The sequence below is a fragment of the Streptomyces sp. RK9 genome, assembly GCF_045070545.1.
Taxonomy (GTDB): Bacteria; Actinomycetota; Actinomycetes; order Streptomycetales; family Streptomycetaceae; genus Streptomyces; species Streptomyces alboflavus.
The window spans coordinates 2,805,308-2,831,058 of record NZ_CP173703.1 but is presented as its reverse complement, the minus strand read 5'-3'; the positions used below and the strand labels follow the sequence as shown (position 1 = coordinate 2,831,058).

Annotated in this window: 21 protein-coding genes; 10 read left to right on the top strand and 11 right to left on the bottom strand. The window is 73.4% G+C overall.

What is annotated here, in order from left to right; all coding sequences use genetic code 11:
• Positions 1 to 15: 15 nt before the first annotated feature.
• Positions 16 to 1,074 carry a methyltransferase domain-containing protein gene (locus tag AB6L24_RS11465; protein WP_405654783.1) on the bottom strand — a complete coding sequence of 353 codons (1,059 nt, stop codon included), beginning with the start codon at positions 1,072 to 1,074 and terminating at the stop codon, positions 16 to 18.
• 126 nt (positions 1,075 to 1,200) lie between these two features.
• Here AB6L24_RS11465 and AB6L24_RS11460 point away from each other — a divergent pair, with 126 nt between their 5' ends.
• Entirely contained in the window at positions 1,201 to 1,353 is a 153-nt protein-coding gene (locus AB6L24_RS11460; protein ID WP_405654781.1) for a hypothetical protein, read from the top strand.
• 19 nt (positions 1,354 to 1,372) lie between these two features.
• Here AB6L24_RS11460 and AB6L24_RS11455 read toward each other — a convergent pair whose 3' ends face one another.
• The 4 genes from AB6L24_RS11455 to AB6L24_RS11440 are packed head-to-tail and all read right to left on the bottom strand — an operon-like array spanning position 1,373 to position 4,893.
• Positions 1,373 to 1,855: a GNAT family N-acetyltransferase gene (locus AB6L24_RS11455; protein ID WP_405654779.1), complete on the bottom strand. Its 483-nt coding sequence runs from the start codon at positions 1,853 to 1,855 to the stop codon at positions 1,373 to 1,375.
• Complete coding sequence (locus AB6L24_RS11450) at positions 1,852 to 3,360, bottom strand: tripartite tricarboxylate transporter permease (RefSeq protein ID WP_405654777.1); 1,509 nt, start codon at positions 3,358 to 3,360, stop codon at positions 1,852 to 1,854. Before AB6L24_RS11450 ends, AB6L24_RS11455 begins: the two co-directional genes overlap by 4 nt.
• Position 3,361: 1 nt before the next feature.
• The gene (locus AB6L24_RS11445) at positions 3,362 to 3,895 is read right to left on the bottom strand and encodes a tripartite tricarboxylate transporter TctB family protein (RefSeq protein WP_405654775.1); all 534 of its coding nucleotides are present in this window, start codon (positions 3,893 to 3,895) and stop codon (positions 3,362 to 3,364) included.
• Complete coding sequence (locus AB6L24_RS11440) at positions 3,892 to 4,893, bottom strand: Bug family tripartite tricarboxylate transporter substrate binding protein (RefSeq protein WP_405654773.1); 1,002 nt, start codon at positions 4,891 to 4,893, stop codon at positions 3,892 to 3,894. Before AB6L24_RS11440 ends, AB6L24_RS11445 begins: the two co-directional genes overlap by 4 nt.
• A gap of 158 nt (positions 4,894 to 5,051) precedes the next feature.
• On the opposite strand from AB6L24_RS11440, the gene AB6L24_RS11435 reads away from it, so the two are divergent.
• Complete coding sequence (locus tag AB6L24_RS11435) at positions 5,052 to 5,738, top strand: response regulator (protein WP_030356118.1); 687 nt, start codon at positions 5,052 to 5,054, stop codon at positions 5,736 to 5,738.
• A 190-nt stretch (positions 5,739 to 5,928) separates the two neighbouring features.
• Positions 5,929 to 6,966 (top strand): lytic polysaccharide monooxygenase, encoded by a 1,038-nt coding sequence (locus AB6L24_RS11430; RefSeq protein WP_405654771.1) that lies wholly within the window; start codon positions 5,929 to 5,931, stop codon positions 6,964 to 6,966.
• A gap of 103 nt (positions 6,967 to 7,069) precedes the next feature.
• Here the strand turns inward: AB6L24_RS11430 and AB6L24_RS11425 are convergent, their stop codons facing one another.
• The 3 genes from AB6L24_RS11425 to AB6L24_RS11415 form a co-directional block, all read right to left on the bottom strand.
• Complete coding sequence (locus tag AB6L24_RS11425) at positions 7,070 to 7,939, bottom strand: esterase/lipase family protein (protein ID WP_380836106.1); 870 nt, start codon at positions 7,937 to 7,939, stop codon at positions 7,070 to 7,072.
• Between the two features lie 224 nt (positions 7,940 to 8,163).
• On the bottom strand, positions 8,164 to 8,853 hold the full coding sequence (locus AB6L24_RS11420) for a pentapeptide repeat-containing protein (RefSeq protein ID WP_405654769.1): 690 nt from the start codon (positions 8,851 to 8,853) through the stop codon (positions 8,164 to 8,166).
• 277 nt (positions 8,854 to 9,130) lie between these two features.
• Positions 9,131 to 11,083, bottom strand: a complete 1,953-nt coding sequence (locus tag AB6L24_RS11415; protein ID WP_405654767.1) for an ABC transporter ATP-binding protein — start codon at positions 11,081 to 11,083, stop codon at positions 9,131 to 9,133.
• 86 nt (positions 11,084 to 11,169) lie between these two features.
• Here AB6L24_RS11415 and AB6L24_RS11410 point away from each other — a divergent pair, with 86 nt between their 5' ends.
• The 6 genes from AB6L24_RS11410 (at position 11,170) to AB6L24_RS11385 (ending at position 20,152) form a co-directional block, all read left to right on the top strand.
• Positions 11,170 to 11,811, top strand: coding sequence for a TetR/AcrR family transcriptional regulator (locus tag AB6L24_RS11410; protein WP_405654765.1), 642 nt, complete (start codon positions 11,170 to 11,172; stop codon positions 11,809 to 11,811).
• Positions 11,812 to 11,969: 158 nt separating this feature from the next.
• Entirely contained in the window at positions 11,970 to 12,674 is a 705-nt protein-coding gene (locus AB6L24_RS11405) for a hypothetical protein (RefSeq protein WP_405654762.1), read from the top strand.
• Positions 12,671 to 14,209 carry a DNA polymerase Y family protein gene (locus AB6L24_RS11400; RefSeq protein WP_405654760.1) on the top strand — a complete coding sequence of 513 codons (1,539 nt, stop codon included), beginning with the start codon at positions 12,671 to 12,673 and terminating at the stop codon, positions 14,207 to 14,209. Before AB6L24_RS11405 ends, AB6L24_RS11400 begins: the two co-directional genes overlap by 4 nt.
• Positions 14,202 to 17,306: an error-prone DNA polymerase gene (locus tag AB6L24_RS11395; RefSeq protein ID WP_405654758.1), complete on the top strand. Its 3,105-nt coding sequence runs from the start codon at positions 14,202 to 14,204 to the stop codon at positions 17,304 to 17,306. Before AB6L24_RS11400 ends, AB6L24_RS11395 begins: the two co-directional genes overlap by 8 nt.
• 225 nt (positions 17,307 to 17,531) lie before the next feature.
• Entirely contained in the window at positions 17,532 to 18,923 is a 1,392-nt protein-coding gene (locus tag AB6L24_RS11390) for an MFS transporter (RefSeq protein ID WP_405654756.1), read from the top strand.
• Positions 18,920 to 20,152, top strand: coding sequence for an FAD-dependent monooxygenase (locus AB6L24_RS11385; RefSeq protein WP_405654754.1), 1,233 nt, complete (start codon positions 18,920 to 18,922; stop codon positions 20,150 to 20,152). Before AB6L24_RS11390 ends, AB6L24_RS11385 begins: the two co-directional genes overlap by 4 nt.
• 1 nt (position 20,153) lies before the next feature.
• On the opposite strand, the gene AB6L24_RS11380 is transcribed toward AB6L24_RS11385, so the two are convergent.
• Genes AB6L24_RS11380 through AB6L24_RS11370 form a run of 3 tightly spaced genes read right to left on the bottom strand, consistent with a single transcriptional unit; the run spans position 20,154 to position 24,464 of the window.
• Positions 20,154 to 20,825, bottom strand: a complete 672-nt coding sequence (locus AB6L24_RS11380) for a response regulator (RefSeq protein WP_405654752.1) — start codon at positions 20,823 to 20,825, stop codon at positions 20,154 to 20,156.
• Positions 20,822 to 22,168, bottom strand: coding sequence for a sensor histidine kinase (locus AB6L24_RS11375; protein WP_405654750.1), 1,347 nt, complete (start codon positions 22,166 to 22,168; stop codon positions 20,822 to 20,824). Before AB6L24_RS11375 ends, AB6L24_RS11380 begins: the two co-directional genes overlap by 4 nt.
• 7 nt (positions 22,169 to 22,175) lie before the next feature.
• On the bottom strand, positions 22,176 to 24,464 hold the full coding sequence (locus AB6L24_RS11370; protein ID WP_405654748.1) for an MMPL family transporter: 2,289 nt from the start codon (positions 24,462 to 24,464) through the stop codon (positions 22,176 to 22,178).
• Positions 24,465 to 24,696: 232 nt separating this feature from the next.
• Here AB6L24_RS11370 and AB6L24_RS11365 point away from each other — a divergent pair, with 232 nt between their 5' ends.
• Complete coding sequence (locus tag AB6L24_RS11365; protein ID WP_405654746.1) at positions 24,697 to 25,716, top strand: DUF3533 domain-containing protein; 1,020 nt, start codon at positions 24,697 to 24,699, stop codon at positions 25,714 to 25,716.
• Positions 25,717 to 25,751 lie beyond the last annotated feature (35 nt).

The window sequence follows — 25,751 nt, the reverse complement described above, 5'->3', positions numbered from 1 at the left end:
TACCGCGCGGATCGCTCACGCACCCGCGTCGGGCAGCGCCACCAGCTCCACCTCGTACCCCTGCGTGTCCTCCAGGTACGCCGCGTACTGCCCCTCTCCCCCGGCGTGCGGATACCGGTCCGCGTACAGCGGGGACCAGCCGTGGCCGGGGGCGAGCGCGACCAGCCGGTCGAGCTCGGCCCGGCCGGCCACGTGGAAGGCGAGATGGTTCATCCCGGGGGCCCGGCGCTCGTGCGGGCCGGGGCGGAGGTCGGGCGACTCCTCCAGGACGAGGTAGGCGTCGCCGCGCCGCCAGCTCCGGCCCCGCTCCCAGACCTGTTCGCGGACGTGCCCCAGCTCGCCGAGCAGCCAGCCCCAGGAGGCCTCCGCGGCCTTCAGGTCGGGCACCCACAACTCCACGTGGTGCAGGGCGCCCGGGAGCGGCGGGCGCCGGCCGGGGCGCGCCGTCGTCCCCACCACCACGTACCTCTCGTCGTCCACCGGCCTCCCCCACAGCCGCGCGTCCCCCGACAGGCGCTCCGTGTGGGTGTGGGGGACCAAGGGGGCCAGGGAGCGTATGAGGTCGGGGGCGGGGATGCCCACGGGGCTTGTGGTGCCCCAGACGCCTTCGATGAGGACGAGGCGGCCGCCGGGGCGGAGCAGGGTGTGCCAGTGGCGCAGGGTCGCGTCCGGGTCCGGGAGGGTCCACAGGACGTGGCGGGCGAGGATCGCGTCGAAGCGGTGGTCGCCGACGGGGGGCCTGGTCGCGTCGCCCACGAGGACGCGGGCGTCGTGGGCGGTGAGCTTCGCGCGGGCGCGGGTCGCCATCTGCGGGGAGAGGTCGACGGCGGTGACGCGGTGTCCCTGTTCGGCGGCGAGGAGTGCGAGGCTGCCGGTGCCGCAGCCCACGTCCAGGACGTCGCCGGGTGTGTCCGGCAGCCAGGCGGTGAGGCGGTCGGCCCAGGCCGCGCGCACCGACGGGTCGCGCAGGCCGTGGTCCGGCTCGTCGTCGAACGCGGCGGCCCGCGCGTCCCAGTCGACGCCCGGGCCGTCTCCGCCCGCTCCTTCCGCGCGATTGCCCACGTCAAAGCTCATGCGCCGAGCGTGACACACGCCACTGACAATCGGCCCGCGATGAGAAACGCTCCCCGGACTGGTCTACCGCTGTGTCACCGAGCTCTTCGGTGGGTACGGCACGACGAGGTAGGCAGGGAGGCCGTCATGCGCCGAGTGACCGTGCACAAGACCGTCGAGAAGTCCGCCGCGCGCCGCGCGAGGGAGAGCCGGGAGGCCCGCGAGGGCGCCCAGGCGCTGCCCCGCGAGCGCCCCGAGGTCCGCAGAGACGTCCTGCGCGTCTGGTGGCCCACCGAGTAGCCCGGGGGCGGCGCCCCGCTCAGTCCGTGAGCCGCTTGCGGTAGTGGAAGCGGTCGTAGACGCCCTCGACGCGCCGCTCCACGAAGTCGTATCCGAACCGGGGATAGATCTTCTGGTTCTCCCACATCATGGCGTTGGTGTAGAGCCGGATCTCGGGCAGCCCCAGGGCCCGGGCGTGCGCCTCGACGAATTCGAGGAGGACGCGCCCGAGGCCCTGCCCCGCCGCGTCGGGGTGGACGGCGATGTTGTCCAGGTAGAGGTGGTCCTCGTGGGCGTAGAGGACCACCAGGCCGACCACCGGGTCCCCGGTGACGTGCACCCGCCCCGCCGCCACGTTCGCGGCGTGGTCGGACTCCATGGGGGCGGGCACCCGGCCGATGCGTTCTATGTAGTGGTGGTACGCCGCGTCGGTGACCGCCTTCACGGCGGGCACGTCGGCGGCTTCGGCGAGGCGGAGGGCGTGCGCTCCGGAGGCCTCGGCCGTGTTGGTCCTGTCTGTCATTCCGTCACGTTACGACGGGACTTCAGCAGGCCGCGCGCCAGTTTCCGCAGCAGCGGCCACAGCAGGATCAGTGCGACGACGGCGTACACGGACACCGAGAACGGCGTGTCCACCAGGCCGCTGACGCTGCCGTCGCTGATCTGCAGGGCGCGGCGCAGCTGTTGCTCGGCGTTGGGCCCGAGGATGACGCCGATGACGGCGGGCAGGACGGGCAGTCCGTAGCGCCGCATGCCGAACCCGATCAGGCCGATGATCAGCAGGATGACCAGGTCGAGCGCCTCCCCGCCGACCGCGTAGGCGCCGACGGCCGCGAAGAACAGGATGCCCGCGTAGAGGTAGGGCCGCGGGATGCGCAGGAGCTTCGCCCACACGGGGGCCAGCGGCAGGTTCAGGGCCAGGAGCAGCACCATGCCGACGAACAGGGACGCGATCAGGCCCCACACCAGCTCCGACTCGCGCTCGAAGAGCAGCGGCCCGGGCTGGATGCCGTACTGCTGGAAGGCGGCCAGCATGACGGCGGCGACGGCGGTCGTGGGCAGGCCGAGGGTCAGCATCGACACGAGGGTGCCCGCCGCCGACGCGGAGGACGCGGACTCCGGTCCCGCGACGCCCTCGATGGCGCCCTTGCCCCACTCGTCCTTGTGCTTGGACAGGCGTTTCTCGGTGGCGTAGGAGAGGAAGGTGGGGATCTCGGCGCCGCCCGCGGGGATCGCGCCGAAGGGGAAGCCGATGAGGGGGCCGCGCAGCCAGGACTTCCAGGTGCGCTTGACGTCCTTCCTGCCGAGCCAGGGGCGGCCGACGGGGATGGCGTGCCCGCTGGTGCGGCGCAGGTGTGCGGCCACCCACAGGGCCTCGCCGATCGCGAACAGGCCGACGGCCACGATCACCACGTCGATGCCGTCGGCGAGTTGGAGGGAGCCGAAGGTGAGGCGTTGCTGGCCGGTCATCTGGTCGAGGCCGACCAGGCCGAGGGTGAGGCCGATGAGGAGGGAGGCGAGTCCGCGGATCCGGGAGGAGCCGAGCACCGACGTCACCGCGATGAACGCGAGAACCATGATGGCGAAGTAGTCGGGCGCGCCGATGTCGACGGCGAGGTCGGCGACCTTCGGGGCGAGCGCGACGAGCAGGACGGTGCCGATCATGCCGCCGGCGAAGTGGCCGATGGCAGCCGCGGCGAGGGCCTGGGCGCCGCGCCCGGACTTGGCCATGGGGTTGCCCTCGATGGCGGCGACGACGGCGGCGCTCTCGCCCGGCGTGTTCAGCAGGATCGAGGTCGTGGAGCCGCCGAACATGGCGCCGTAGTAGATGCCCGCGAACATGATGAACGCGCCGGTGGGTTCGAGCCCGTAGGTGACGGGGAGCAGCAGCGCCACGGCCATGGCGGGGCCGATGCCGGGCAGCACGCCGATGGCCGTGCCGAGGAGCACGCCGACGGCGGCCCACAGGAGGTTGATGGGGGTGAGGGCGGTGCCGAAGCCGTCCATCAGGGAGCTGAAGGCGTTCATGTCACAGCACTCCCATCAGGGGGCCGCCGGGCAGCGGCACTCCGAGCAGATTGTTGAAGACGGCGTAGGTGACCAGGGAGAGCCCGGCGGCGATGAGCGGGTCGCGGTGGAACGCGCGGCTGCCGAGGGCGTAGGCCGCGCCCCAGAAGAGGAGTGCTCCGGCGACGGGGAAGCCGACGGGTTCGATGAGGACGGCGGTGGCGAGGAAGACCCCGGCGAGCAGCAGGACGGTGCGCCAGTCGGCGGGTTCGGACAGGTCGACGTCCTCGCCGCCCTCGGCCTGGCCACGGCCGCCGCGCAGCACGTCGACGGCGAGCAGGACGGCGACGACGAGCAGGCCGGTGCCGACGGCGACGGGGACGGTCCGGGGGCCGACGGGGCCGCGCTGGGTGAGGGCGACGTCCATGGTGAGGGCGTCGGTGAGGACGACGGCGCCGAGGGCGAGCAGCAGGACGCAGACGCCGAGTTCGGAGTGTTCCCGCAGCCAGGCGCGGCGGGTGGCGGTGTGCTCCGCGGGCGGTTCGGTGGTCGTCACAGCCCCAGCTCCTTCAGTACGGACACGACGCGCCGGTCCTGGGCTTCGAGGAAGTCGCCGAACTTGTCGCCGGTGAGGAAGGCGTCGTCCCAGCCGTTCTTCGCCAGGGACGCGCGCCACTCCTTGGAGCCGTGCAGCTTGCGGACGAGCGCGGTGAGCTTGTCGCGTTCGGCGTCGGAGAGGCCTGGCGGGGCGACGATGCCGCGCCAGTTGGTGAAGTTCACGTCGTAGCCGGACTCCTTGAGGGTCGGCCCGTCGAGGCCCTTGACCCGCTCGGGTCCGGTGACGGCGAGCAGCCGCAGCTCACCGGACTTGATCTGGTCCAGGTACTCCCCCACGCCCGAGACGCCGAAGGCGACCTTGCTGCCGAGGATGGAGGCGAGGAGTTCGCCGCCGCCGTCGAACGGGATGTAGTTGACGTCCTTGGGCGGGATCCCGGCGGCGCGGGCCATGAGCATGGGGGCGATGTGGTCGGGCCCGCCGGGCGCGGAGCCGCCGCCGACGGGCATCTTCCCGGGCTTCCTCTTCCAGGCGTCGACGAGCTGCCCGATGGTCTTGTACGGGGAGTTCTTGGAGACCACGACGACGTCCTGTTCCTCGGTGAGGCGGGCGATCGGGGTGGTGTCGGCGAGGGTCTTGGGGGCGTGGTTGGAGCGGGCCGCGCCGACGACGCCGAGGCCCATGGACATCGCCAGCTTGCCGTTGCCGTGCTCGCCCACGAGGCGGCTGAGGCCGACGGTGCCGCCGGCGCCGGGCAGGTTGAACACCTCGATGTTGTGGGTGAGTCCGGCGTCCTCGGCGTTCCTGGCGGCGGTGCGGGCGGTGATGTCGTAGCCGCCGCCGGGGGTGTTGGGGACCATGAGGCGCAGGCCGGGGATCTTTGTGCCGGTGTCGTCGCCGCTGCCCGTGGTGAGCAGCGGCGGGCCCACGAGGACGAGCAGCGCGGACCCGAGCAGGGCGAGGGGGACGCGTAGTCGCCTGGGGGTGCGGAGTCGCACGGGGTGCCACCACCTGTCTGACCGGATACGTGTGTGAAGTGGCCCACATGTTGCCCACGCGTTAAGAAGCTGTCTCTCTTCCGGAATCAACGGACGTTGTGGTCCTTGTGGTCGCGCTCGTAACCTGCGGCGACGACGAGGGGCGAGGGGGCCTGGCGATGACGAGGGTGCTGGTCGTCGACGACGACTTCATGGTCGCCAAGCTGCACGGCCGGTACGTCGCCACGGTGGCGGGATTCGCGGTGGTGGGAGTGGCGCACAGCGGCGCGCAGGCGCTGGCGGCGGCGGAGCGGCTGCGGCCCGACCTGATCCTGCTCGACGTGTATCTGCCGGACATGGACGGCATCGCGGTGCTGCGGGAGCTGCGGGCGGCGGAGGAGCGGGACCCTGGGCGGGCGCCGGTGGACGTCCTGTTCATCACGGCCGCGCGGGACGCGGAGGTGGTCCGGGCCGCGCTGCGCGCCGGGGCCCTGCACTATCTGATCAAGCCCTTCAACCAGGCGGCCCTGCAGGAGCAGTTGCGGCACGTCGCGGCCCTGCGCGCCCGCCTCGACGGCCTCGCCGAGGCCCGCCAGGAGGACGTCGACCAGATCTTCGGCCCCCGCCCGCCCGGCTCCCGCGAACTCCCCAAGGGCCTGGCCCCGCACACCGCGGACCTGGTGGAGCACACCCTGCGCGCGCACCCCGCCGGCCTGTCCGCCACGGAGTGCGCCGAGGCGGGCTCCCTCTCCCGCGTCAGCGCCCGCCGCTATCTGGAGTACTTCGCGGACACGGGCCGCGCGGAGGTGACCCTCAAGTACGGCGGGGCGGGGCGGCCGGAGCGGCGGTACCGGTGGGTGGGGTGACCTGACCTGAGGGCAGGCTGAGGGGGTCCTTAACGCGAGCATAAGGATCGCCTTCGGCCGGTCCCGGCAGGCGAATTCGGGGATCGCGGCGGCTAGCTTGCTGATCGCCACGAGGTTCGCGCCCCGCCCACCGCGGAGGTTCGCTGCCCGTACGCCCCCACCTGTTCGCCGCTCTAGGAGAGATCCCCCCATGACCGCTGCTCGCAAGGTCGCCGCCATCGCCACCGCGGGTGTCGCCCCGCTCGCCCTGACCGTGTTCACCGCGACGCCCGCCGCCGCGCACGGGTCGATGACGGATCCGGTGAGCCGGGTGTCCGCCTGCTTCCAGGAAGGGCCCGAGGCGCCGAAGTCGGCCGCGTGCAAGGCGCTGGTGGCGGCCGGCGGGACGCAGGCCCTGTACGACTGGAACGGCGTCAACATCGCCAACGCCGCGGGCAAGTCGAAGGAGATCATCCCGGACGGGAAGCTGTGCAGCGCCGGGAACGACAAGTACAAGGGGCTCGACCTGCCGCGCGCCGACTGGCCGTCCTCCAAGCTCGCCGCCGGCAACCACACCTTCAAGTACCGGGCCACCGCCCCGCACCGGGGTTCCTTCGAGCTGTACGTCACCAAGGACTCGTACGACCCGAAGAAGCCCCTGAAGTGGTCGGACCTGGAGACGCGGCCCTTCGCGAAGGTCACCGACCCGAAGCTGGTGAACGGCAGTTATGTCTTCCAGGGGAAGGTGCCCGCCAAGTCCGGCCGCCACCTGGTCTACTCGATCTGGCAGCGCTCGGACTCCCCCGAGGCCTTCTACACCTGCTCCGACGTGGTGTTCGGCGGCAAGAGCGGCGGTGGTTCGGGCACGGGGGCCGCGGCGCCCGTCGCCTCCGCGCCCTCCGAGAAGGACATAGCCGACGGCGCGGACAAGTCGTCCGTGGAGCACCGCGGCCACGGCGACAGCGACGCGAAGACCGGGCCGAAGGTCACGGAGGCGGAGCCCGCCGAGGACGCCGGGGACAGCGGGGACGACGCGGCGGCCGCGCCCGGCGGGTCCGGGAACCAGCCGGAGGTGAAGGGCGCCGCGGGCAAGCCCGTCGCGGCCGACGAGAACCTCGCCGAGACCGGCGGCGACAGCACCACGCCATACATCGCGATCGGCGGCGCCGCGGTGCTCGCGGTCGGCGCGGCCGCGATGTTCGCGACGACCCGCCGCCGCGCGGCCACCGGCGGCCGTCACGGCCGCTGACCTGGTCCTCCCGGCCGTGTGGAGGTCATTCCGCGGCCAGGGAGAGGTGAGGGCCGCCGCCACCCCGGACGCGGGGTGGCGGCGGCCCTTCGCGCGAGCGCTCCTACGACAGGCAGGTGGTCGGCTTCGCGTGGGCCGGGTCGAGGGCGTTCGCCACCTCGTGGTGGGCGACCCGGTCCAGGATGCCCACCGCCACGTGCTCGGAGAGGTCCACCGCGCAGAGGTCCTGTACGACGACGTTGCGCACGTCGGGGCCGTTCAGGAACTGGGAGCGGTACGGGGTGACGACCTCGTCGTACTTCGTGGCGATGACGGTGTAGCGCACGCCCGGGACGGTGTCGCCGCCCGCGTTGAGCTTGGTGAGGAACTTCGATCCGGCGATCTGGTCGGCGAGCGCCGGGGTGGCCGCCGACAGCAGGTCCTCCGCGCCCGGGAAGAAGGGCAGCAGCTTGGTCAGGCCGAGCAGGGTCGTGCCGTGGTTGTCGGGCGCGAGGCCGATCAGGGCGTTCACCTTCTCGGCGCCGCCGAGGAACTTCAGGTAGTGGCGGGGCATCATGCCGCCCTGCGAGTGCCCGACGATGTCGACCTCCTTGGCTCCGGTCGCCTTCAGGACCTTGTCGACGTAGGTGTCGAGCTGTCCGGCCGACTTGTCGATCGGGCCGAGGCCGTGGAAGAAGGGCACGCCGGGCAGTTGGCCGTAGTCCAGCGAGAAGACGCAGTAGCCGCGCTTGACCAGGTAGGGCGCGAGGACGAGCCAGTTGTCCACGGAGTTGCCGAAGGTGCCGTGGGCGAGGACGACCGGGCGGGGGTGGGCGGCGGACGGCTTGCAGCCGTAGTCGTTCCAGCCGCTCGACACGGCGGCGGTGCGCGAGGGGGCGGATTCGGCGGCCGTGGCGGTGGGGGTGAGCGTGGCGGCGCCCGCGACGATCAGGGCGGCGGTGAGCGCGCGCAGCGCTCGTCTCCAGGGCAGCATCGGGTGATCTCCTTGCGGCTCAGGGGAGTGCGAGGACTGGGTAACGATCGCCCTGTGGCCCGGGACACGAGGTTGACGTGGTCACGCTAAATTACGAGCCGGTAGTGCAAGTGTGAAGTTACGCGCGGGTAAAAAATCGCGGCAAAATCCAGCGATCACTGGCACGGTCACGGCACGGCACGGCCGCCCACACACCGGCGCCGCGCGACGGCGGGCGGCGCCGCTCAGGCGTCCGCCACCCGCAGACCGGCCAGGTCCGCCAACGCCGGTGCCAGCTCAAGGAGTTGGATGCCGCTGATGGTCGCCCCACGCAGCCCGTCGAGGCCCGAAGCAATGCCGAGGGCCGCCGCCCCGCTCAGGTCGGCCCGGTCCACGGTGACGTTGTCGAAGCGGACGCGCTCCAGCGTCGTACCGGGAAAGGTGACCCCGCCCAGGCGCGCGCCGCCGAAGTCGACATCGCGCAGCAGGCAGTCCACGAAGGCGACGTCGCGCAGTTCGGCCGCGCGCAGGTTGACCGAGTCGAACTTGCAGCGGTGGAAGACCACGCGGCGCAGCCGGGCACCGTACAGCTCCACCCCGGCGAGCAGCCCCGCGCCCGCCTCGCAGTCCGTCCACTGGGTCTCGGCGAGGTCGGTGCCCACCCAACGGGTCTGCCACGTCCAGACGTCGGTGAAGCGGACCCGGCGATACCGCCCGCCCTCGACGGCCACCGAGGAGAAGGCGCACTCCAGGAAGACGCTGCCGCCGCCGTCCAGATCGGTGAAGTCGCCGCCGTCGAAGTGCACGGACTCGTGGTCCCCGTCCCGCCCGAGCTCCCCCTCGAACACCTCGAGGCGGTGGGCGAACGGAAGGTCGGCGAGGCTCCGGGGCGCGGGGACGGGAGGAGGGGTTGCGGGGTGCGGGGTCGCGGGCATGACGGGTCCTCTCCGAGGGTGGAGTCGGGGTGGAGCTGAGGGGTGGGATGCCGTTCGTTGTATCGCGCCCGGGTGGCGGCGGCCCAATCGCGCGGCGCGGGGCCCCCGTCGCCGTCGCCCGAGCCGTCGCGGCGAGACACCTTCGAGGGAGGCGATTAAAACGCCACAAATCATCCACTCGAAATGTGAGGTACGTCATCGAACGGAGAGTGCGACGGAAGCCCGCAGACCCTCAACTCGCATACGAAGAGGGTGAGTTGGGGTCATCGAGACTCCCTCACCCGACCTCCGCCCCGGTTCCCTCAAACGGATCCTGCGCCGTACCGCCCGGCAGACGACAAGCGGCCTCTCGCGACATCTCGCGCTCCGGCCCGGTGGGAGCGGCGATGCGCAGGGACTCCACCAGCTCGCGATAGAGCCCGTCCGAGCGCAGGAGCTCCTCGTGCCGGCCTTGCGTGCGGATGCGGCCGCCCTCCATGACGACGATGGTGTCCGCGTCGAGCACGGTCGACAGGCGGTGAGCGATCGTCACCACGGCGCCGGTGGCCGCGCGCGAGCGGATGCAGTCGTGCACCGCCACCTCGGTCAGCCCGTCCAGCTGGGCGGTGGCCTCGTCCAGGAGCAGCACGTCGGGGGTGGCGAGCAGCGCGCGGGCCAGGGCGATGCGCTGCCGCTCGCCGCCGGACACGCCGGTCGAGGACAGCGGTGTGTCCAGACCCTCGTCGAGTGCGTCGATCCTGTCGACGAGCCGTACGTCCCGCAGGGCCTGCCGGAGTTCGCCCGTGGTGGCGTCGGGGCGGGCGAGCAGGAGGTTGTCCCGGATCGTGCCGGGGACGATCGGGGTGTCCTGCTCCACGTAGGCGAGGCGGGCGCGGATGTCGGAGTGGGCGAGGTCGCGGTACGGGCGGCCGTCCAGGAGCAGTTCGCCGTGCGTCGGCTCCAGGAAACGCAGGACCAGGGAGAACAGGGTGGTCTTGCCCGCGCCCGACGGGCCGACGACGGCGGTGTGGCCCCGCCGTGGGATCTCCAGGTCGATGTCCCGCACGGCGGCGGGCCGGTCCGGGCCGTAGGCCGCGGTGACCTTGCTGAGGCGCAGCACGGGCGTCTCGTCCGGGCCCTCGGCAGGGCGCGCGTGCCCGTCGGCGGAGGCGGCGGCGGTGCCCTCGGTGCCCAACTCGTCGGCCTGCTGGATGCGTTCGGCGGCGGCCATGCCGGCCTGGAGCTTGGTGACCTCCTCGCTGATCTCGGTGACGGGCTCCATCAGCGCGAACGCGTACAGCAGGAAGGCGATCAGGCTGGAGACCTCCAGGTGCCCCTCCCCCACCCGCCAGGCCCCCACGCCGAGGATCGCGATGATGGCCAGGTGGATGCCGGACCACGCGGTGGTCCAGGCCAGCGCCTCGCGGCGGACCACCTGGGTGCCGCACTCGGCGGAGGCGCGCGCGTCGACCATGATCCGCTCCGCCATGCGGTCCTCGGCACGGTTGACCTTCACCGTGCGGATGGCGCGCAGCGTGCCTTCCAGTACGCCGCCGAGCCGCCCCACATGCTCCTGGGCCTGCTGCTGCGCCTGCGCGATGCCGGGCATCAGGACCGCGAAGACAGCGCCGGTGAGCGCCACGGCGAGCAGGGTGGTGGCGAGCAGCACCAGGTCGAGGTAGCCCATGAGGACGAGGCTGCCCACGAGCATGGCCGTGCCGTTGATCAGGCCGATCAGCGACTCCGACGCGGCCTCGCGCAGCAGCACCGTGTCGGAGGTGACGCGGGTGACGAGCTCGCCGGTCGGGCGCGCGGTGACGGTGGGCACGGTGGCCCGCAGGAAGCGCCGCACCAGCGACTCCCTGGCCTCCAGGACCACGCGCTCGCCCAGCGCCCCGAGCAGGACCCACTGCCGGAACGACACCGCGCCGCCGACCACGAGCAGGGCGAGGAGCGCGAGGACCGGGCCGAGCAGCGACGACGAGGTGCCGAGGGCGTCGAGGACCTGCTTGGTGACCATGGGCGTGGCGAGGCCGAGGCCGGACACGAGCAGGGCCAGGACCAGGCCGTGGACCAGCGTGCGCCGGTGGGGGCGGGCGAACGACCACAGGATGCGCAGGCGCGGCGCGGTGTCCCGGACGCGGGGCGAGGAGTTCGCAGAGGAGGCGGACGCGGTGGCGGAGGCGGACGCGGTGGCGTCGGTGGCGTCGGTGGGATGGGTGGTAGGAGCCGAAGGAGTGGGATCGGACATACCCACAGTGGAACAACAATGTTCCACAACGGTCAACCGAGTTTCGATTCGGCATGCGTGCGGCCACGAGGCACTACCGTGGGCGCATGGGGTCCGACCGCACTGCCACGCAAGGCGCAGCCACGCCCGACACGGCCACGCAAGCCACCACCGCCACCACCGCCGCCACGCGGGAGAGCACCACCCGCGCCCGCACCCGGCGCGCGATCCTGGACGCCGCCGTCACCCGACTCTCCGCCGACCACGCGGCTTCCCTGGCCGACGTCGCGGAGACCGCCGGGGTGGGGCGCACCACCGTCCACCGCTACTTCCCCGAGCGCTCCGACCTGCTCGCGGCCATCGGCAAGGACGTGGGCGAACGCCTGGAGGCGGCGACCGCACGCGCGCGGCTCGACGAAGGACCGGCCCCGGAGGCCCTGGACCGGCTGTGCCTGGAGTACTTCGAACTCGGCGACCGGCTCATGCTGCTCTACGACGTGCCCCAGTTCTGGGCCTGGTCCGGCCTGGAGGAGGGCGAGGAGACCCCGTCCGACCGCGCCCTGATCACCCTGCTCCGACGCGGTCAGCGGGACGGCACGCTCGACCCCGACGTCAGCGACACCTGGCTGCAGAGCGTCCTGTGGGCCCTGCTCTACGCGGCCTGGGAGCAGACCCGCGACTACGACACCCCCCGGCACACCGCGCTCTCGCTGTGCCTGCGCACCCTCAGGAAGGCCACCGCGGCCTGAGCCCCGGCCCGCCCCTCGGCGAGGAAATTCACCCAGGGCGTACCCGGAGGGCGATCCCCTTGCAGGCAAAGCGGGTTGGGCCCGTGGGGCGGACGGGAGCCCCGGGGCGCCGGTGAACTCGTCTTGCAATATTCGAACTGTTGTCCGATGCTCGAATCATGGCGTCAGCAGTACCGGTCCCCAGCAGGGACGATGCGCGAAACGGCGCCGGGTTTCCGGTGGCCTCCGAGCTTGAGTCCCTCCTGCCCGGCGGCCGGCTGCGCCCCGGCTCGGCCGTGAGCGTGGGCCAGGACCTCCCGCTGCTGCTCGCCCTCGCCGCACCGGCCGCCGCCCAGGCGGGCGCGTGGGCGGTGGTCGGGCTGCCCCAGCTGGGAGTGCTCGCCGCCGATTCGATGGGGTTGAACGTCGGCACCGGACTGTGGGTGGACCGCCCCGGCAAACGCTGGCCCGATGTCGTCGCCACGCTCGCGGAGGCCGTGCCGGTGCTGCTGCTCGGTCCGCTCGGCCCGGCTCCCGACCGGCAGGCCCGGCGGCTCGCGGCCGTGCTGCGCCGAACCGGAGCGGTGCTGCTCACCACGGGAGCCTGGGCGGGTGCCGAGCTGCGGATGGCGGTGACCGCGTCGCACTGGGAAGGCGTCGGCGCCGGACACGGGCTGCTGCGGGCCCGGCGCGTGCAGGTCGTGGCCACCGGCCGCGGCGCGGCGGGCGGTGCGCCGCGCACCGCCCGGCTGTGGCTGCCCGGCCCCGACGGACGGGCCCGCCCCTTCGAGAACATCCCCGATGCCGTGGACACCCCGGCCGACGCGCCCGATGCCGCGCCGCCCGGTGCGGCACGCCACGGCGGTCTGCACGTCGTCGGATGAGCACCGCCGAACGAGTCGCCTGTGCCTGGTTGCCCGACTGGCCCATCGTCGCCGACGGCAGCAACCCCGACGGGGCACGGGCGACCGCCGTCGTCGGCGGCGGGAGGGTCGTCGCCTGCTCCGCCGCCGCCCGGGCCCTCGGAGTGCGGCGCGGGATGCGGCTGCGGCAGGCGACCGGCCGGGCGCCCGGCCTTGAGCTGTTCGAACGGGACGTGGAGGGCGAGATCCGCTGCTTCGAACCGGTCCTGCAGCACCTGGAGCAGCACATAGCCCCCCGTTGGGAGGTGATCCGCCCCGGGCTGCTCGTGCTGCCCGCGCACGGTCCCGCCCGCTACTTCGGCGGCGAGCGGGCGCTCGCCGACCGGATCACCGAAGCGATCTCAGCCGTCGGCTTCACGGTGCGGGTGGGCGCCGCGGACACCGTCTTCGCCGCCGCGCTCGCCGCCCGTCAGGGCCGGCTCGTCCCGGCGGGGCGGACGGCTCGGTTCCTCGCCCCGTACCCGGTGGGCGTGCTCGGCCGCCCCGAGCTCGCGGTGCTCCTCACCCGGATGGGGCTGCCCACGCTGGGCGCCTTCGCGGCGCTGCCCGGCGACAAGGTGACCGCCCGCTTCGGCACGGACGGCGCGGCCGCCCATCGCATCGCCCGCGGCCTCGAAGCGCACGGCCTGAGCACCCGGGCGCCCGGGCAGGACCTCACCGTCGCCCACGACTTCAAGCCGGCCGTGACCCTGCTCGAGCCGGTCGCGTTCGCGGCGAAGGAACTCGCACGGCAGCTGCACGAACGCCTTGCCGCGGCCGGCGCGGTGTGCGCCCGGGTCGAGGTCGCCCTCGAACTCACCGGCGGGAAGCGGCTGACCCGGCTGTGGCGGCACGAGGGGAGGCTGTCGGAGCTCGCGGTCGCCGAGCGGGTGCGCTGGCAGCTCGCCGCCTGGCAGGAGACCGGCGCCCTGGCCGACGGCGGCGGGCCCACCGCGGGCATCGTCCGGCTTGCGCTGCGCCCGGAGGCGCTGAGCGCGGCGACCGGCCGCCAGCAGCAGCTGTTCGGCGCGCCGGGGGTCGCGGAACTGGAGGCCGCCGCCGCCCGTCTGCAGGCGATGCTCGGGCACGACGCCGTGACCCGGGTCGCGCTCGGCGGCGGCCGGGGGCCCGCGGAGCGGGCGATACGCGTGGCCTTCGGCGACGTACCGCCCGAGAACCGGCTGCCCGACGGACCCTGGCCCGGCCAGCTGCCCGCCCCCTACCCCGCATGGGTGCCCGCGCAGCTGGAGCAGGCACGGCTGCTGGACGCCGCGGGCGAGCCGGTGGCGATCTCGGCACGCCTGGTCCTGTCCGCGCCACCGGTCCGGCTGATCGTCAAGGGCCACCGGCCCGTCGCGGTGCGGGGCTGGGCGGGGCCGTGGCCGGTACTCGAGCAGTGGTGGAACACCGTCCGGGCCCGCCGCCTGGTCCGGATGCAGGTCGTCACCGAGGCGGGCCCGGCCTGGCTGCTCGTCCTCGAGCAGGGCCGATGGTGGGCGGAGGCGCACTATGGGTGAGGTGCTGCGGCTGCCCGCCCGGGGCCGCGTCGCGGCACCGGTCCCGGCCGGGTGGGCCGAGCTGCACGCGCACTCCTCGTTCTCGTTCCTGCAGGGCGCGTCGGACCCGGAGGTGCTCGCGGCGGAGGCGGCGCGCCTCGGCGTCGAGGTGCTCGCCGTGACCGACCGGGACGGGCTCTACGCCGCCCGCCGACTGGCCTCCGCCGCGCGCGGGCACGGCCTTTCCGCCGCGTACGGAGCGGAGTTGAGCCTGCCCGAGCCGTACGGGCCCGTGCTCGTCCTCGCCCGTGACCTGACCGGCTTCACCCAGCTGTCCGCGCTCATCAGCGCCGCCCAGCTCGCCGGCGCCAAGCAGCAGCCGGCGCACGACCCGGCGCGGCTCGCCAAGGACGTGCGGGACGGGCACCTGGCAGTCCTGACCGGCTGCCCCGGAGCCGGTGCGCGCCGCCTCGAGACGCTCCTCGGCCTCCTGGGCCCCGATCACCTGCACGCCGAGCTGATCGACCACGCCCTGCCCACCGACACCCCGCGCAACGACGCCCTGCACGCCGCCGCCCGCCGGCTCGGCCTGTCCGTCGTCGCCTCGAACGCCGTGCACTACGCCCGCCCGCGCGACGCCCGGCTCGCCCAGGCCCTGACCGCGCTGCGCCGCCGCGAGGACCTGGACCACGCCGCCGGCCATCTGCCCCCGGCACCCACCGCGCATCTGCGCGCCCCCGGCGACATGGCCCGGCGCCTGGCCCGCTACCCCGGCGTACGGGAGGCCACCCTGGAACTCGGCCGCGCCTGCAGCATCGACCTCGCCGAACTCAGGCCCGAGCTGCCCGGCTTCCCCGCGCCGCCCGGCCACACCGAGATGTCGTACCTGCGTGAGCTCGCCGTCCGGGCCGCCGAGCGCCGCTACGGTCCGCGCGCATCCGCCCACACGGCCTGGATCCAGCTGGAGCACGAACTCACCGTCATCGACCGCCTGGAGATGGCCGGCTACTTCCTGATCGTGTGGGACATCGTGCGCTGGTCCATGGACCACGGCATCTGGTGCCAGGGCCGGGGCTCCGCCGCCAACTCCGTCGTCTGCTACGTCCTCGGCATCACCGCCGTGGACCCGGTCAAGCACCAGCTGCTCTTCGAGCGGTTCCTCTCCCTGGAGCGGGCCGAGACCCCGGACATCGACATCGACTTCGAGAACGCCCACCGCGAGAAGGCCATCCAGTACGTCTACGAACGCTGGGGCCGCAGCCATGCCGCCCAGGTCGCCAACATCATCACGTACCGCCCCCGGCTCGCCGTCCGCGACGCCGCCCGCGGGCTCGGATACCCCCTCGGCCGGATCGACGAGATGACCCGGCACATCCAGCACCACGAACCCCCGGGCGAGGACGCCGACATACCCGACGACGTACGCGAACTGGCGGCGGAACTCACCGGCTTGCCCCGCCATCTCGGTGTGCACTCCGGCGGCATGGTGCTGACCCGCCGCCCGATCGGCGAGGTGATGCCCGTCGAGTGGGCCACCGCCGAGGGCCGCAGTGTGCTGCAGGGCGACAAGGAGGACGTGGAGGAGGCGGGCCTGGTCAAGATCGACCTGCTCGGTCTCGGCATGCTGTCCGCCCTGCACACGGCCTGTGACCTGATCGCCGAACACCACCACGTCAGCTACGACCTGGCGTCCATACCGGCCGACGATCCCGGCGTCTTCGAGATGATCTCGCGTGCGGACACCGTGGGTCTCTTCCAGGTCGAATCACGCGCGCAGATGTCGACGCTGCCGCGCCTGAGACCCCGTGACTTCCAGGACCTCGTGGTCGCCGTCTCGCTGATCCGCCCCGGACCGATCCAGGGCGGGTCCGTCCATCCGTACTTGCGCCGAAGAGCCTGCGACGAGCCGGTGAGCTACCCCCATCCACTCGCCGAGCGGGCCCTGAAGCGCACGCTCGGAGTCCCGCTCTACCAGGAGCAGATGATGCTCCTCGCGATGGACTGCGCGGGCCTCGGCCCCGGCGAGGCCGACACCCTGCGCAAGGCGCTCACCGCCAAGCACGCCCCCGAACGGGTCGCGGAGCTGCGCAGACGGCTGCTCGCCGGGATGGCCGAGCGCGGCATTCCGGAGCAGGCCGCCGAGGAGCTCTACACGATGATCCAGGCGTTCTCGGGCTACGGCTTCCCCGAGTCGCACTCCCAGTCGCTCGCGCACATCGTGTACGCATCGGCCTGGCTGAAGCTGCACTACCCGGCCGCGTTCATCGCCGGTGTGCTCGCCAACCAGCCCATGGGCTTCTATTCACCGCTCACCCTGATCGGCGACGCCCGCCGCCACGGCGTCCGGGTCCACGGTGTGGACGTGACCTGCTCGGGTCCGCGGGCCGGGCTGGAGGCCGACGGGGAATCCCAGGGCGGCCGGGCCATCCGGCTCGGCCTCGGCGGGGTACGGGGGATGTCGGACGCGGCGGCGGCGGAGGTCGTCGCCGGACGGCCGTACCGGGACCTGGAGGACTTCGCCCGGCGCACCCGGCTGTCCGCGAGGGTCCTGGAGAACCTCGCCACCGCGGGCGCGCTCGCCGCGTTCGGCGTGGACCGGCGTGAAGCGCTGTGGGCGGCCGGGGCGTTGGCCGGTGTCGACGACGGCTTCCTGCCCGGGGCGACCACCCCGCCCACGGCCCCGGACCTGCCCGCCATGACCGCGGTGGAGCAGACCTTCGCCGACCTGTGGGCCACCGGGTCGAGCCCCGACAGCCACCCCGTGCAGCACCTCCGCGCCCACCTGGAGGCGAGCGGTGTGGTGACCGCGGCCGAGGTGCGGCGGCTGCCGGGCGACACCCCGGTCACCATCGGCGGCCTCGTCACGCACCGCCAGCGCCCGCCCACCGCGAAGGGCACCTGCTTCCTCAACATCGAGGACGAGACCGGCATGACGAACGTGATCGTGCCCCCGCCGGTCTGGGACGCCCATATGAAGCTCGCCGTCGACAACGCCGGTCTCCTGGTCCACGGCCGCGTCGAACGGGCCGACGGCGCGGTCAACCTGGTGGCCCGCCGCCTTGAACCGCTGGTCCTCACCCACCCCGGCTCGACGGGCAGGTCATCGCGGTCATGGTGACGCCGGCCTGCCGCGGCGGGGCACCGCACCCTTCGGGAGCCGGGCCCCGCACCTGCCCGTAGTGCGCAGGCACCAGGGCGGGTGCGGGCTGGTCCGGGCGCACCAGGGGAAGACGGCGGCGGGGGACGATGCCCGGCCGGGGGTCAGGAGGCAAGTGTGGGAGACGCGCGTCCCGCAGGTGAGCGCGCTCGCCCGCACCCCACGCCCACGACGAACGGGACACCCATGTCCGTAACTGTCCTTCCCCCGGCCCGCGTCGGGAGGTTCTCGATCGCGGCCCTCGGCATCCTGGCACTCGCCCTCGGCACCCTGCAGTCCGTGGTGGAGCCCGCGCTCCCGCAGCTGCAACGCGAGTTGGGGGTCAGTCCCGCCGAAGGGGCCCTCATCGGCAACACGTTACTGATCACCGGTGCGGTCGTCGCACCCGTCGCGGGCAAGCTCGGCGACCGCTACGGCGGCAAGCGGGTCCTCGTCCTGCTGATGGCCGTGGTCTCGGCCGGCGGTCTGCTGGCCGCCCTGGCGCCGAACCTGCCGGTGCTCCTGGTCGGTCAGGTGCTGCAGGGCGTCATGGTGGGCGCGCTGCCCCTCTCCTTCATCCTCGTACGCAAACACCTCTCGCCGGCTGCGTCACGGCTCGCGATCGGCCTGGTCATGGCGCTGTTCACGGGCGGCGGCATGGTGGGGACGCTGAGCGCGGGGCCGATCTCCGACGGGCTTTCCTGGCACTGGATGTTCGCGCTGCCGACCGTCGCGATCGTCGTGACGACGGCGGCCGTGGCGCGGCTGCTGCCGCACGATCCGCCGGTCCGGGCGGACACCGGGATCGACTGGCCCGGCGTGGTGCTCCTGAGCGGCACGCTGCTCGTGTTCATGCTCGGGCTCGTGAAGGTGACGGGCTCCGGCCTGCCGCCCCTCGCGGTCGGCGCCCTCGCGCTGGTCGTGGTCGCCCTCGCGACCGGATGGGTCGTCGTCGAGCGCCGGGCGGCCTCGCCGATGGTCGACCTGCGCATGCTGGCCCGGCCCGCCATCTGGCATTCGTGCGTGCTCACCTTCGTCGTCACCGCCGCCTTCGGGATGGTGGCCTTCCTGCTCCCGCAGTTGTTCGCGCTGGAGGCCGACGGGTACGGCTTCGGGCTCGGCACCACCGAGATCGGCCTGCTCCTGCTGCCCGGCGCCGTCGCCGGGGCGGTCAGCGACTCCGTCGGCGGGGTCGCGGCGCGGCGCCTCGGTCTGCGTACCGTGCTCGTCGCGGGAGCGATCGTCACGACGGCCACGACGCTCGCCCTGGCCTCGCTGCACACCGCTCAGTGGCAGCTCGCCCTCGCGAAGGTGCTGACCGCGATCGCCGCGGGCGTCGCGTCCACGGCGCTGCTCACCCGCGCCGCCACCGCCGTCGGGACCGAGGACACCGGCATCGCCACCGGACTGCTCGTGGTGACCCGGGTGATCGGCGTCGCCATCGGCGGCCAGGTCGGCGGCGCGATCCTCGACGCCGGGGCCGACCGGGCGGGTCCGCCGGCCGAATCGGCCTTCGCCACCGGCTTCGTCGTCGCCGGTCTCGTCGCCGCCCTGGCACTGCTCGTCGTCCGCTTCACGAAGAAGGGAACCCAGGCATGACCTCTGTCGATCTGTCGACGAACGCGAGGACGGCGGCCGCGCGGCGCACCGTCCTGATCTCGGGCGCCAGCATCGCCGGGCCCACCCTCGCGTACTGGCTGCGCCGCTCCGGACACACGGTCACGGTGGTGGAGAAGGCGGGGGCGCTGCGCGGCGGCGGCTACCCGATCGACATCCGCGGCACCGCGACGGAGGTGGTCCGGCGGATGGGGATCCTGCCGCGGCTGCGGGACGCGCACATCGAGCTGCGCCGCTTCACCTTCCTCGACGCCGACGGCTCCACCGTGGCCTCGGTCGACGGGCGCGCCGCCGCCGGCGCCACCGCCGGCGTGGAGAGACAGGACCTGGAGGTACGTCGCGGGGATCTGGCCGAGGTCCTGCACGCGCTGGTCCGCGACGACGTGGAGTTCCTCTTCCGCGACTCCATCGACACCCTCGACCGGTCCGGGCACGGGGTCGACGTGACGTTCCGCAGCGGGCGGCAGCGCACGTTCGACCTGGTCGTCGGCGCCGACGGCATGCACTCGGCCACCCGGAACGCCCTGTTCGGCCCCGAGGAGCGCTTCCACCGCTACCTCGGCCAGTGCTTCGCCGTCTTCACCATGCCGAACGCCTTCGGGCTCTCCCGCGAGCTCATGATGTGGAACACCCCGGGCAGGGCCGCGGCCCTCTACGCCACCGGGGGCGACGAGCTGCACGCCTTCCTGACCTTCCACCGGCCGCGACCGCCGCTCGCCGCCCTCAGGAACCCCGACGTCCAACGGGACCTGGTCGCCGCGGTGTTCGCCGACGCGGGATGGGAGGTCCCGGCGATGGTCGACGCCCTGCGCGGCGCGGACGACCTGTTCTTCGACACGGCGGGACAGATCCGCATGCCCCACTGGTCGAGCGGCCGCGTCGCCCTCGTCGGTGACGCGGCGTACGCCCCCTCGTTCCTCACCGGCCAGGGGTCGAGCCTCGCGCTCGTCGGCGCCTACGTGCTCGCCCACTCCCTGGCCGCGCACCGGGACCCCGCCGCGGCCCTCACCGCGTACGAGCACGGTGTCCGCGCGTTCGTGACCCTGAACCAGGCCCTGGTCGACAACGGCGGGGCCACGCTCTTCCCCACGACGGCCGAGGCCCTGGAGCGGCGCAACACCATGCTGCGCGGCCTCGACGCCATGCCGTCGGCGACGGTACGACCGGCCCACTCGGCCCTGACGCTGCCCGAGTTCGCCCCGGCGCCGTGAGCTAGTCGCCGGTCGCCCGGGCCAGGCCCGTCCGGTAGGCGATGACGACGAGCTGGGCCCGGTCGCGGGCCTCCAGCTTCGTCATGGCGCGCTGGACGTGGGCGCGGACGGTGAAGGGGCTGAGGAACATCTGCTCGGCGATCTCCTGGTTGGACAGACCGGTCGCGACCAGGGCCACCATCTCGCGCTCGCGCGGGGTGAGCACGGCGAGCTGCTCGGGGCGGCGCGGCGGGGCCTCGTCCGGTGTGGCCAGGAACCGGGTCACCAGGGAGCGGGTCGCGGCCGGGGACAGCAGGGTGTCGCCGTCGGCGATCGTCCGCACGGCCGCCAGCAGGTCCTCGGCCCCGATGCCCTTGCCGATGAAGCCGCCGGCCCCCGCGCGCAGCGCCTGCGCGACGTACTCGTCGGTCTCGTACGTGGTGAGGATCAGGATGCGGCTGCCCCGCAGTTCGGGGTCCGCGCAGATCTGCGACGTGGCGGTGAGACCGTCCACCTCGGGCATCCGGATGTCCATGATCACCACGTCGGGGCGCAGTTGCCGGGTGAGCCGCACCGCCTCCCTGCCGTCGGCGGCCTCGCCGACCACGGTGATGTCGTCGGCGGAGTCGAGGAGCAGCCGGAAGGCCCCGCGCAGCAGGGCCTGGTCGTCGGCGAGCAGCACGCGCAGGGTCATGGCGCGCCTCCGGCCCGGTGGCCGCCCGTACTCCCGTCGTCCTTCGCTGTGTCCGGCATGTGTCCCTCGGTGGTCGTGGCTCCGTCGGTCGTGCGCGTGGTGTCCTTGGCGGGCGGCAGGGGCAGTTGGGCACGGACGAGGAAGCCGCCCTCCGGGCGTCTGCCCGCGGAGAGCCGGCCGCCGATCGCGGTGGCCCGTTCGCGCATCCCGATCAGACCGTAGCCGGGCGGGCGGTCCGTCGTCGTGCCCGCACCCGCTCCGGTGGCCGCGGTCGGCGCCGGACGCGCGCCCCTGCCGTCGTCGGCGACGGTGACGGTCACGCGGTCGCGGCTCCAGGCGAGGTGCACCCGGGCGCTGCCGGTGCCGGCGTGCTTGGTCACGTTGGTGAGGGCTTCCTGGACGATGCGGTAGGCGGTGAGGTCCGCTCCCGGTGGCAGCGGCCTCGCCGTGCCGTCCTCGTGCACCGACACGTCAAGGCCCGCGCGGCGGAAGGACTCCAGGAGCGTGGGCAGCCGGGACAGGCCGGGCGCGGGTTCGGCGGGCGCGGCCGGGTCCCCGGACTCCGTGTCCCCGGTCTGGCGCAGCAGGCCGACCGTGGCCCGCAGGTCGTCGAGGGCGTCGCTGGTGGTCTCGACGAGTTCCTTGAGGCTCTTGCGGGTCTGCTCCGGGCGGGTGTCGAAGAGGTGGGCGGCGACCGTGGCCTGCGCGTTGGCCAAGGTGATCTGATGGGCCACCAGGTCGTGCAACTCCCGGGCGATGCGCACCCGTTCCTCGGCCACCCTCCGGCGCGCCTCGCTGTCCCGGCTCTCCTCGGCCCGCAGGGCCCGCTCCTCCACGGCCGCCAGATAGGCCCGCCGGTTCTGCACCGAGCGCCCGAACACCCCGGCCACCAGCGGGAACGCCGCCACCGCCGCCACCCTGCTCGCGTCCTTCCAGGAGAGGGCGCCGAACAGGGGGGTGGCGGCGACCAGGAGTGCCGCGGAGATGAGCAGGACCGCGCCCGCCGCGCGCCGTTCGTTGCGCACGGTGCGGGCGTAGGAGTAGGCGGTGATCACGGCGGGGGCCACGATGAGCGGACTCAGCAGGAGGCCGAGGGGCGGCACCAGCATGGCGCTCGCGCTGGTGACCGCCATGACGGCCAGGGGTGCCCGGTGCCGCAGCGGCAGCACGGCACTGGACACCACGGCGATGAAGTAGGCGGCGACGGACGGCGGTGACAGCGGTCCGTCGTCGTCCCGCAGCACACCGCCGAGCAGGCAGAGCGCGAACGCCGTCGCCGTGACCACTGCCTCCCGCCACCACGCGCCGCGCGGTCGCGGGCCACCGCCGTCCGGGTGCGTCATGGCCCGCTCAGTACCGGTGCCGGCCGACGGGGAGCGGCTGCGCCGCCGCGTCCGGGGCGGTCGCGGGGGCGGGGACGTGCCTGCTCAGCTTCTCGCCCTCGATGTCCACGTTCGGCAGCACACGGCTCAGGATACGGGGCAGCCACCAGGCCCGGTGGCCGAGCAGCGCGAGGACCGCGGGCACGATCGCCATGCGGACCACGAAGGCGTCGAAGGCGACGGCGGTGGCCAGGCCGACGCCCATCGTCTGGATGGTGGGGCTGCTCATCCCGATGAACCCGGCGAACACGCTGACCATGATGACCGCCGCCGCGGCCACCACCCGTCCGCTGTGCCGGAATCCGGTGACGATGGCCTCGCCGGGCGACGCGCCGTGGACGTACGCCTCCCGCATCCGGGTGAGCAGGAAGACCTCGTAGTCCATGGCGAGGCCGAACACGATCCCGATGACGAGGATCGGCATCAGCGACATCACGGGGCCGGTCTGCTCGATGCCCAGCAGGTCCGCGCCCCAGCCCCACTGGAAGACGGCGACGAGGACGCCGAAGGCGGCACCCACCGAGAGCAGGAAGCCGAGCGCGGCCTTGACCGGGACCAGGAGCGAGCGGAACACCACCATCAGGAGCAGCACCGCGAGGCCGATGACCACGGCGAGATAGGGCACGAGGGCGTCGGACATGGCCTCGGAGATGTCGATGTTCATCGCGGTGTTGCCGGTCACGAGGACCCCGGCGCCCGTGGTGGCCTCGACGCCGGAGACCGCGCCCCGGATCTCGTTGACCAGGTCCTTGGTGTCGCCGCTGTTGGGCGCGGTCTTCGGTACGGCGGTGAGGACGGCCGTGTCCTTGGTCTTGCTGAGCACCGGGGCACCGACCGAGGCGATCCCGTCCATGTCCCGCACGGTCTTGACGACCTGGTCCGTGGCGGCCCGCGTGTCCGCCGCGTCCGAGGCGTCCACGACGACGGTCAGGGGGCCGTTGAAGCCGGGTCCGAAGCCGTCCGACAGCAGGTCGTAGGCGCGGCGCTGGGTGGTCTCCACCGACTTGGACTCGTCCCCGGGCAGCCCGAGTTCGAGGCTCAGCGCCGGTGTCGCGACGGCGCCGAGGCCGAGGCCCGCGACCATCAGGACGGCCACGGGGCGGCGCAGCACGAACCGCGCCCAGCGGGTGCCCATGCGCTTCGCTGGATTTGCCGCGATGGGTTGCCGGTCGCCTGCGGGTTCGTCGTGGCCGGTCGCGCAGTTCCCCGCGCCCCTTCGGGGCGCTTCCGCAGCCTCGCGCACGGCACGCGCCAGCACGCGGCGGCCGAAGAAGCCGAACAGCGCGGGGACCAGGGTCAGTGCGACGAGGACGGCGAGGGCCACGGCGCCCGCGCCGCCCAGGCCCATCTTGGTGAGTTCGGGGATGCCGACGACGCCGAGGCCGACCAGGGCGATGAAGACGGTCGCCCCGGCGAAGACGACGGCGGACCCGGCCGTGCCCGCCGCCCGGCCCGCGGCCTCCTCCGGGTCGCTGCCGCGGGCGCGTTCGTCGCGGTAGCGGGAGGTGATGAAGAGGGCGTAGTCGATGCCGACCGCGAGGCCCAGCATCAGCGACAGGATGGCGACGGTGTCGGTCAGGCCCAGCGGTACGGCGAGCGCGGAGACGAGGCCGAAGGCGATGGCCACGCCGACGAAGGCGGTGAGCAGCGAGAGGCCTGCCGCGACCAGCGATCCGAGGGTGAGGACGAGGACGACGGCCGCCACCGCCACGCCGATGATCTCCGTCGTGCCGCCCGGCGCCTCTTCCGCCTCCAGGGCCGAGCCGCCGATCTCCACGGTGAGCCCGGTGTCCCTGGCCTTGCTCGCGGCGTCCTCCAGGGCGCTCTTCGTCTCCCCCGTCAGATCACGGGCGTCCGCGCTGTAGGTGATCGTGGAGTAGGCGATGGTGCCGTCCTTGCTGACGGCTCCGGTCTGGTACGGGTCGGTGGTCGACGCGACCTGGTCGCCCCCGTCCAGCGATCCGAGCGTGTCCTTGACGGCCGCCTTGTTCTCCTTGGCCGTCACCCGCTGCCCGTCCGGGGCCTGGAACACGAGGCGGGCCTCGGCGCCCTGGGCGTTGCTCTCGGGGAAGCGCTCGTCGAGGAGGTCGAAGGCCTCCTGCGACTCGGTGCCGGGCATGGAGAGGTCCTCTTCCTCCGCGGCCGGCGCCACGGCGGCGGCCGCCACGGCGAGGAGCAGGGCTCCCAGCCACAGACCGCCCACGAGACGGCGCCGCCGGAAGGCCCACCGTCCGATCCGGTACAGAAAAGTCGCCACCTGTAACTCACTCCAGACGCCGCTAGGCAAGTGCGTGCAAGCGCGGGATTCGCGCGTCTCCCACAGTTGCCTCCGGCGCCCCTGCCGGGCATCGTCCCCTGCCGCCGTCTTGCCCTGGTGCCCCCGGACCAGCCGCTCCGGCGTCCTGGTGCCCACGCACTAGAGGCGGCCCTGTCATCCATTCGGCCCACCCCGCCTGCGTGACCCCCGGGCGCCTCGGAGCGTGGGAGGCATGACCTTCGCCGACGAGTTGAAGAGCGCCGTCACCCCGCGAGCAGCCCTGCTGGTCATCGGTGTACTGGCCCTCCAGCTGCTGTTCATCGCCTCCTACGTGGGCGCGCTGCACCATCCGAAGCCGCGGGACGTGGCCTTCGGGGTCGTCGCGCCGGGCGACGCGGCCGCGCAGACCAGGGACAAGCTGGCGAAGCTGCCCGGCGAGCCACTGGACCCGCGCGTGGTCAAGGACGAGGCGGAGGCGCGTCGGCAGATCATGGACCGGAAGATCGACGGGGCTCTGATCGTCGACCCCCGGGGCACCACCGACACCCTCCTGGTCGCCTCCGGCGGCGGGAAGGCCCTCGCCAACGCCCTGGAGACGATCGCCGTCAAGGCCGACGGCGCCGAGAAGCGCTCGGTGCGGCCCGTCGACGTCGCCGCGGCCTCGCCCCAGGACTTCAACGGCCTGTCGTCGTTCTACCTGGTCGTCGGCTGGTGCGTGGGCGGCTATCTGTGCGCCTCGATCATGTCGATCAGCGCGGGCTCGAAGGTCGCGAACCCCCAGCGCGCGGCGATCCGGCTCGGCGCGATGGCCCTGCTCGCCCTCGCGGGCGGCCTCGGCGGCGCGGTCATCATCGGCCCGATCCTGGGCGCCCTGCCCGGCTCGGTCATGGCTCTGTGGGGCCTGGGCGCCCTGGTCACCTTCGCGGTCGGCGCGTTCACGCTGGCCCTGGAGGCGATCACGGGCGTCGTCGGCATCGGCCTGGCCGTCCTCGTCATCGTGGTGGCGGGCAACCCCAGCGCGGGCGGCGCCTTCCCGCTGCCGATGCTGCCCCCGTTCTGGGAGGCGATCGGCCCGGCCCTGCCACCGGGCGCGGGCACCTGGGTGGCCCGCTCGATCGCGTACTTCCAGGGCAACGCGGTGACGGGCCCGCTGCTTGTGCTCGCGGCGTGGGCGGTGGCGGGGACGGCGGTGACGCTGCTGGTGGCGATGCGCAGGCGAGCAGCCGGCAGCCTCTCCGCCGAGGCGGGGTAGTTCAGCCCGTCCGGCGTTTGAGGACGAGCCGCGAA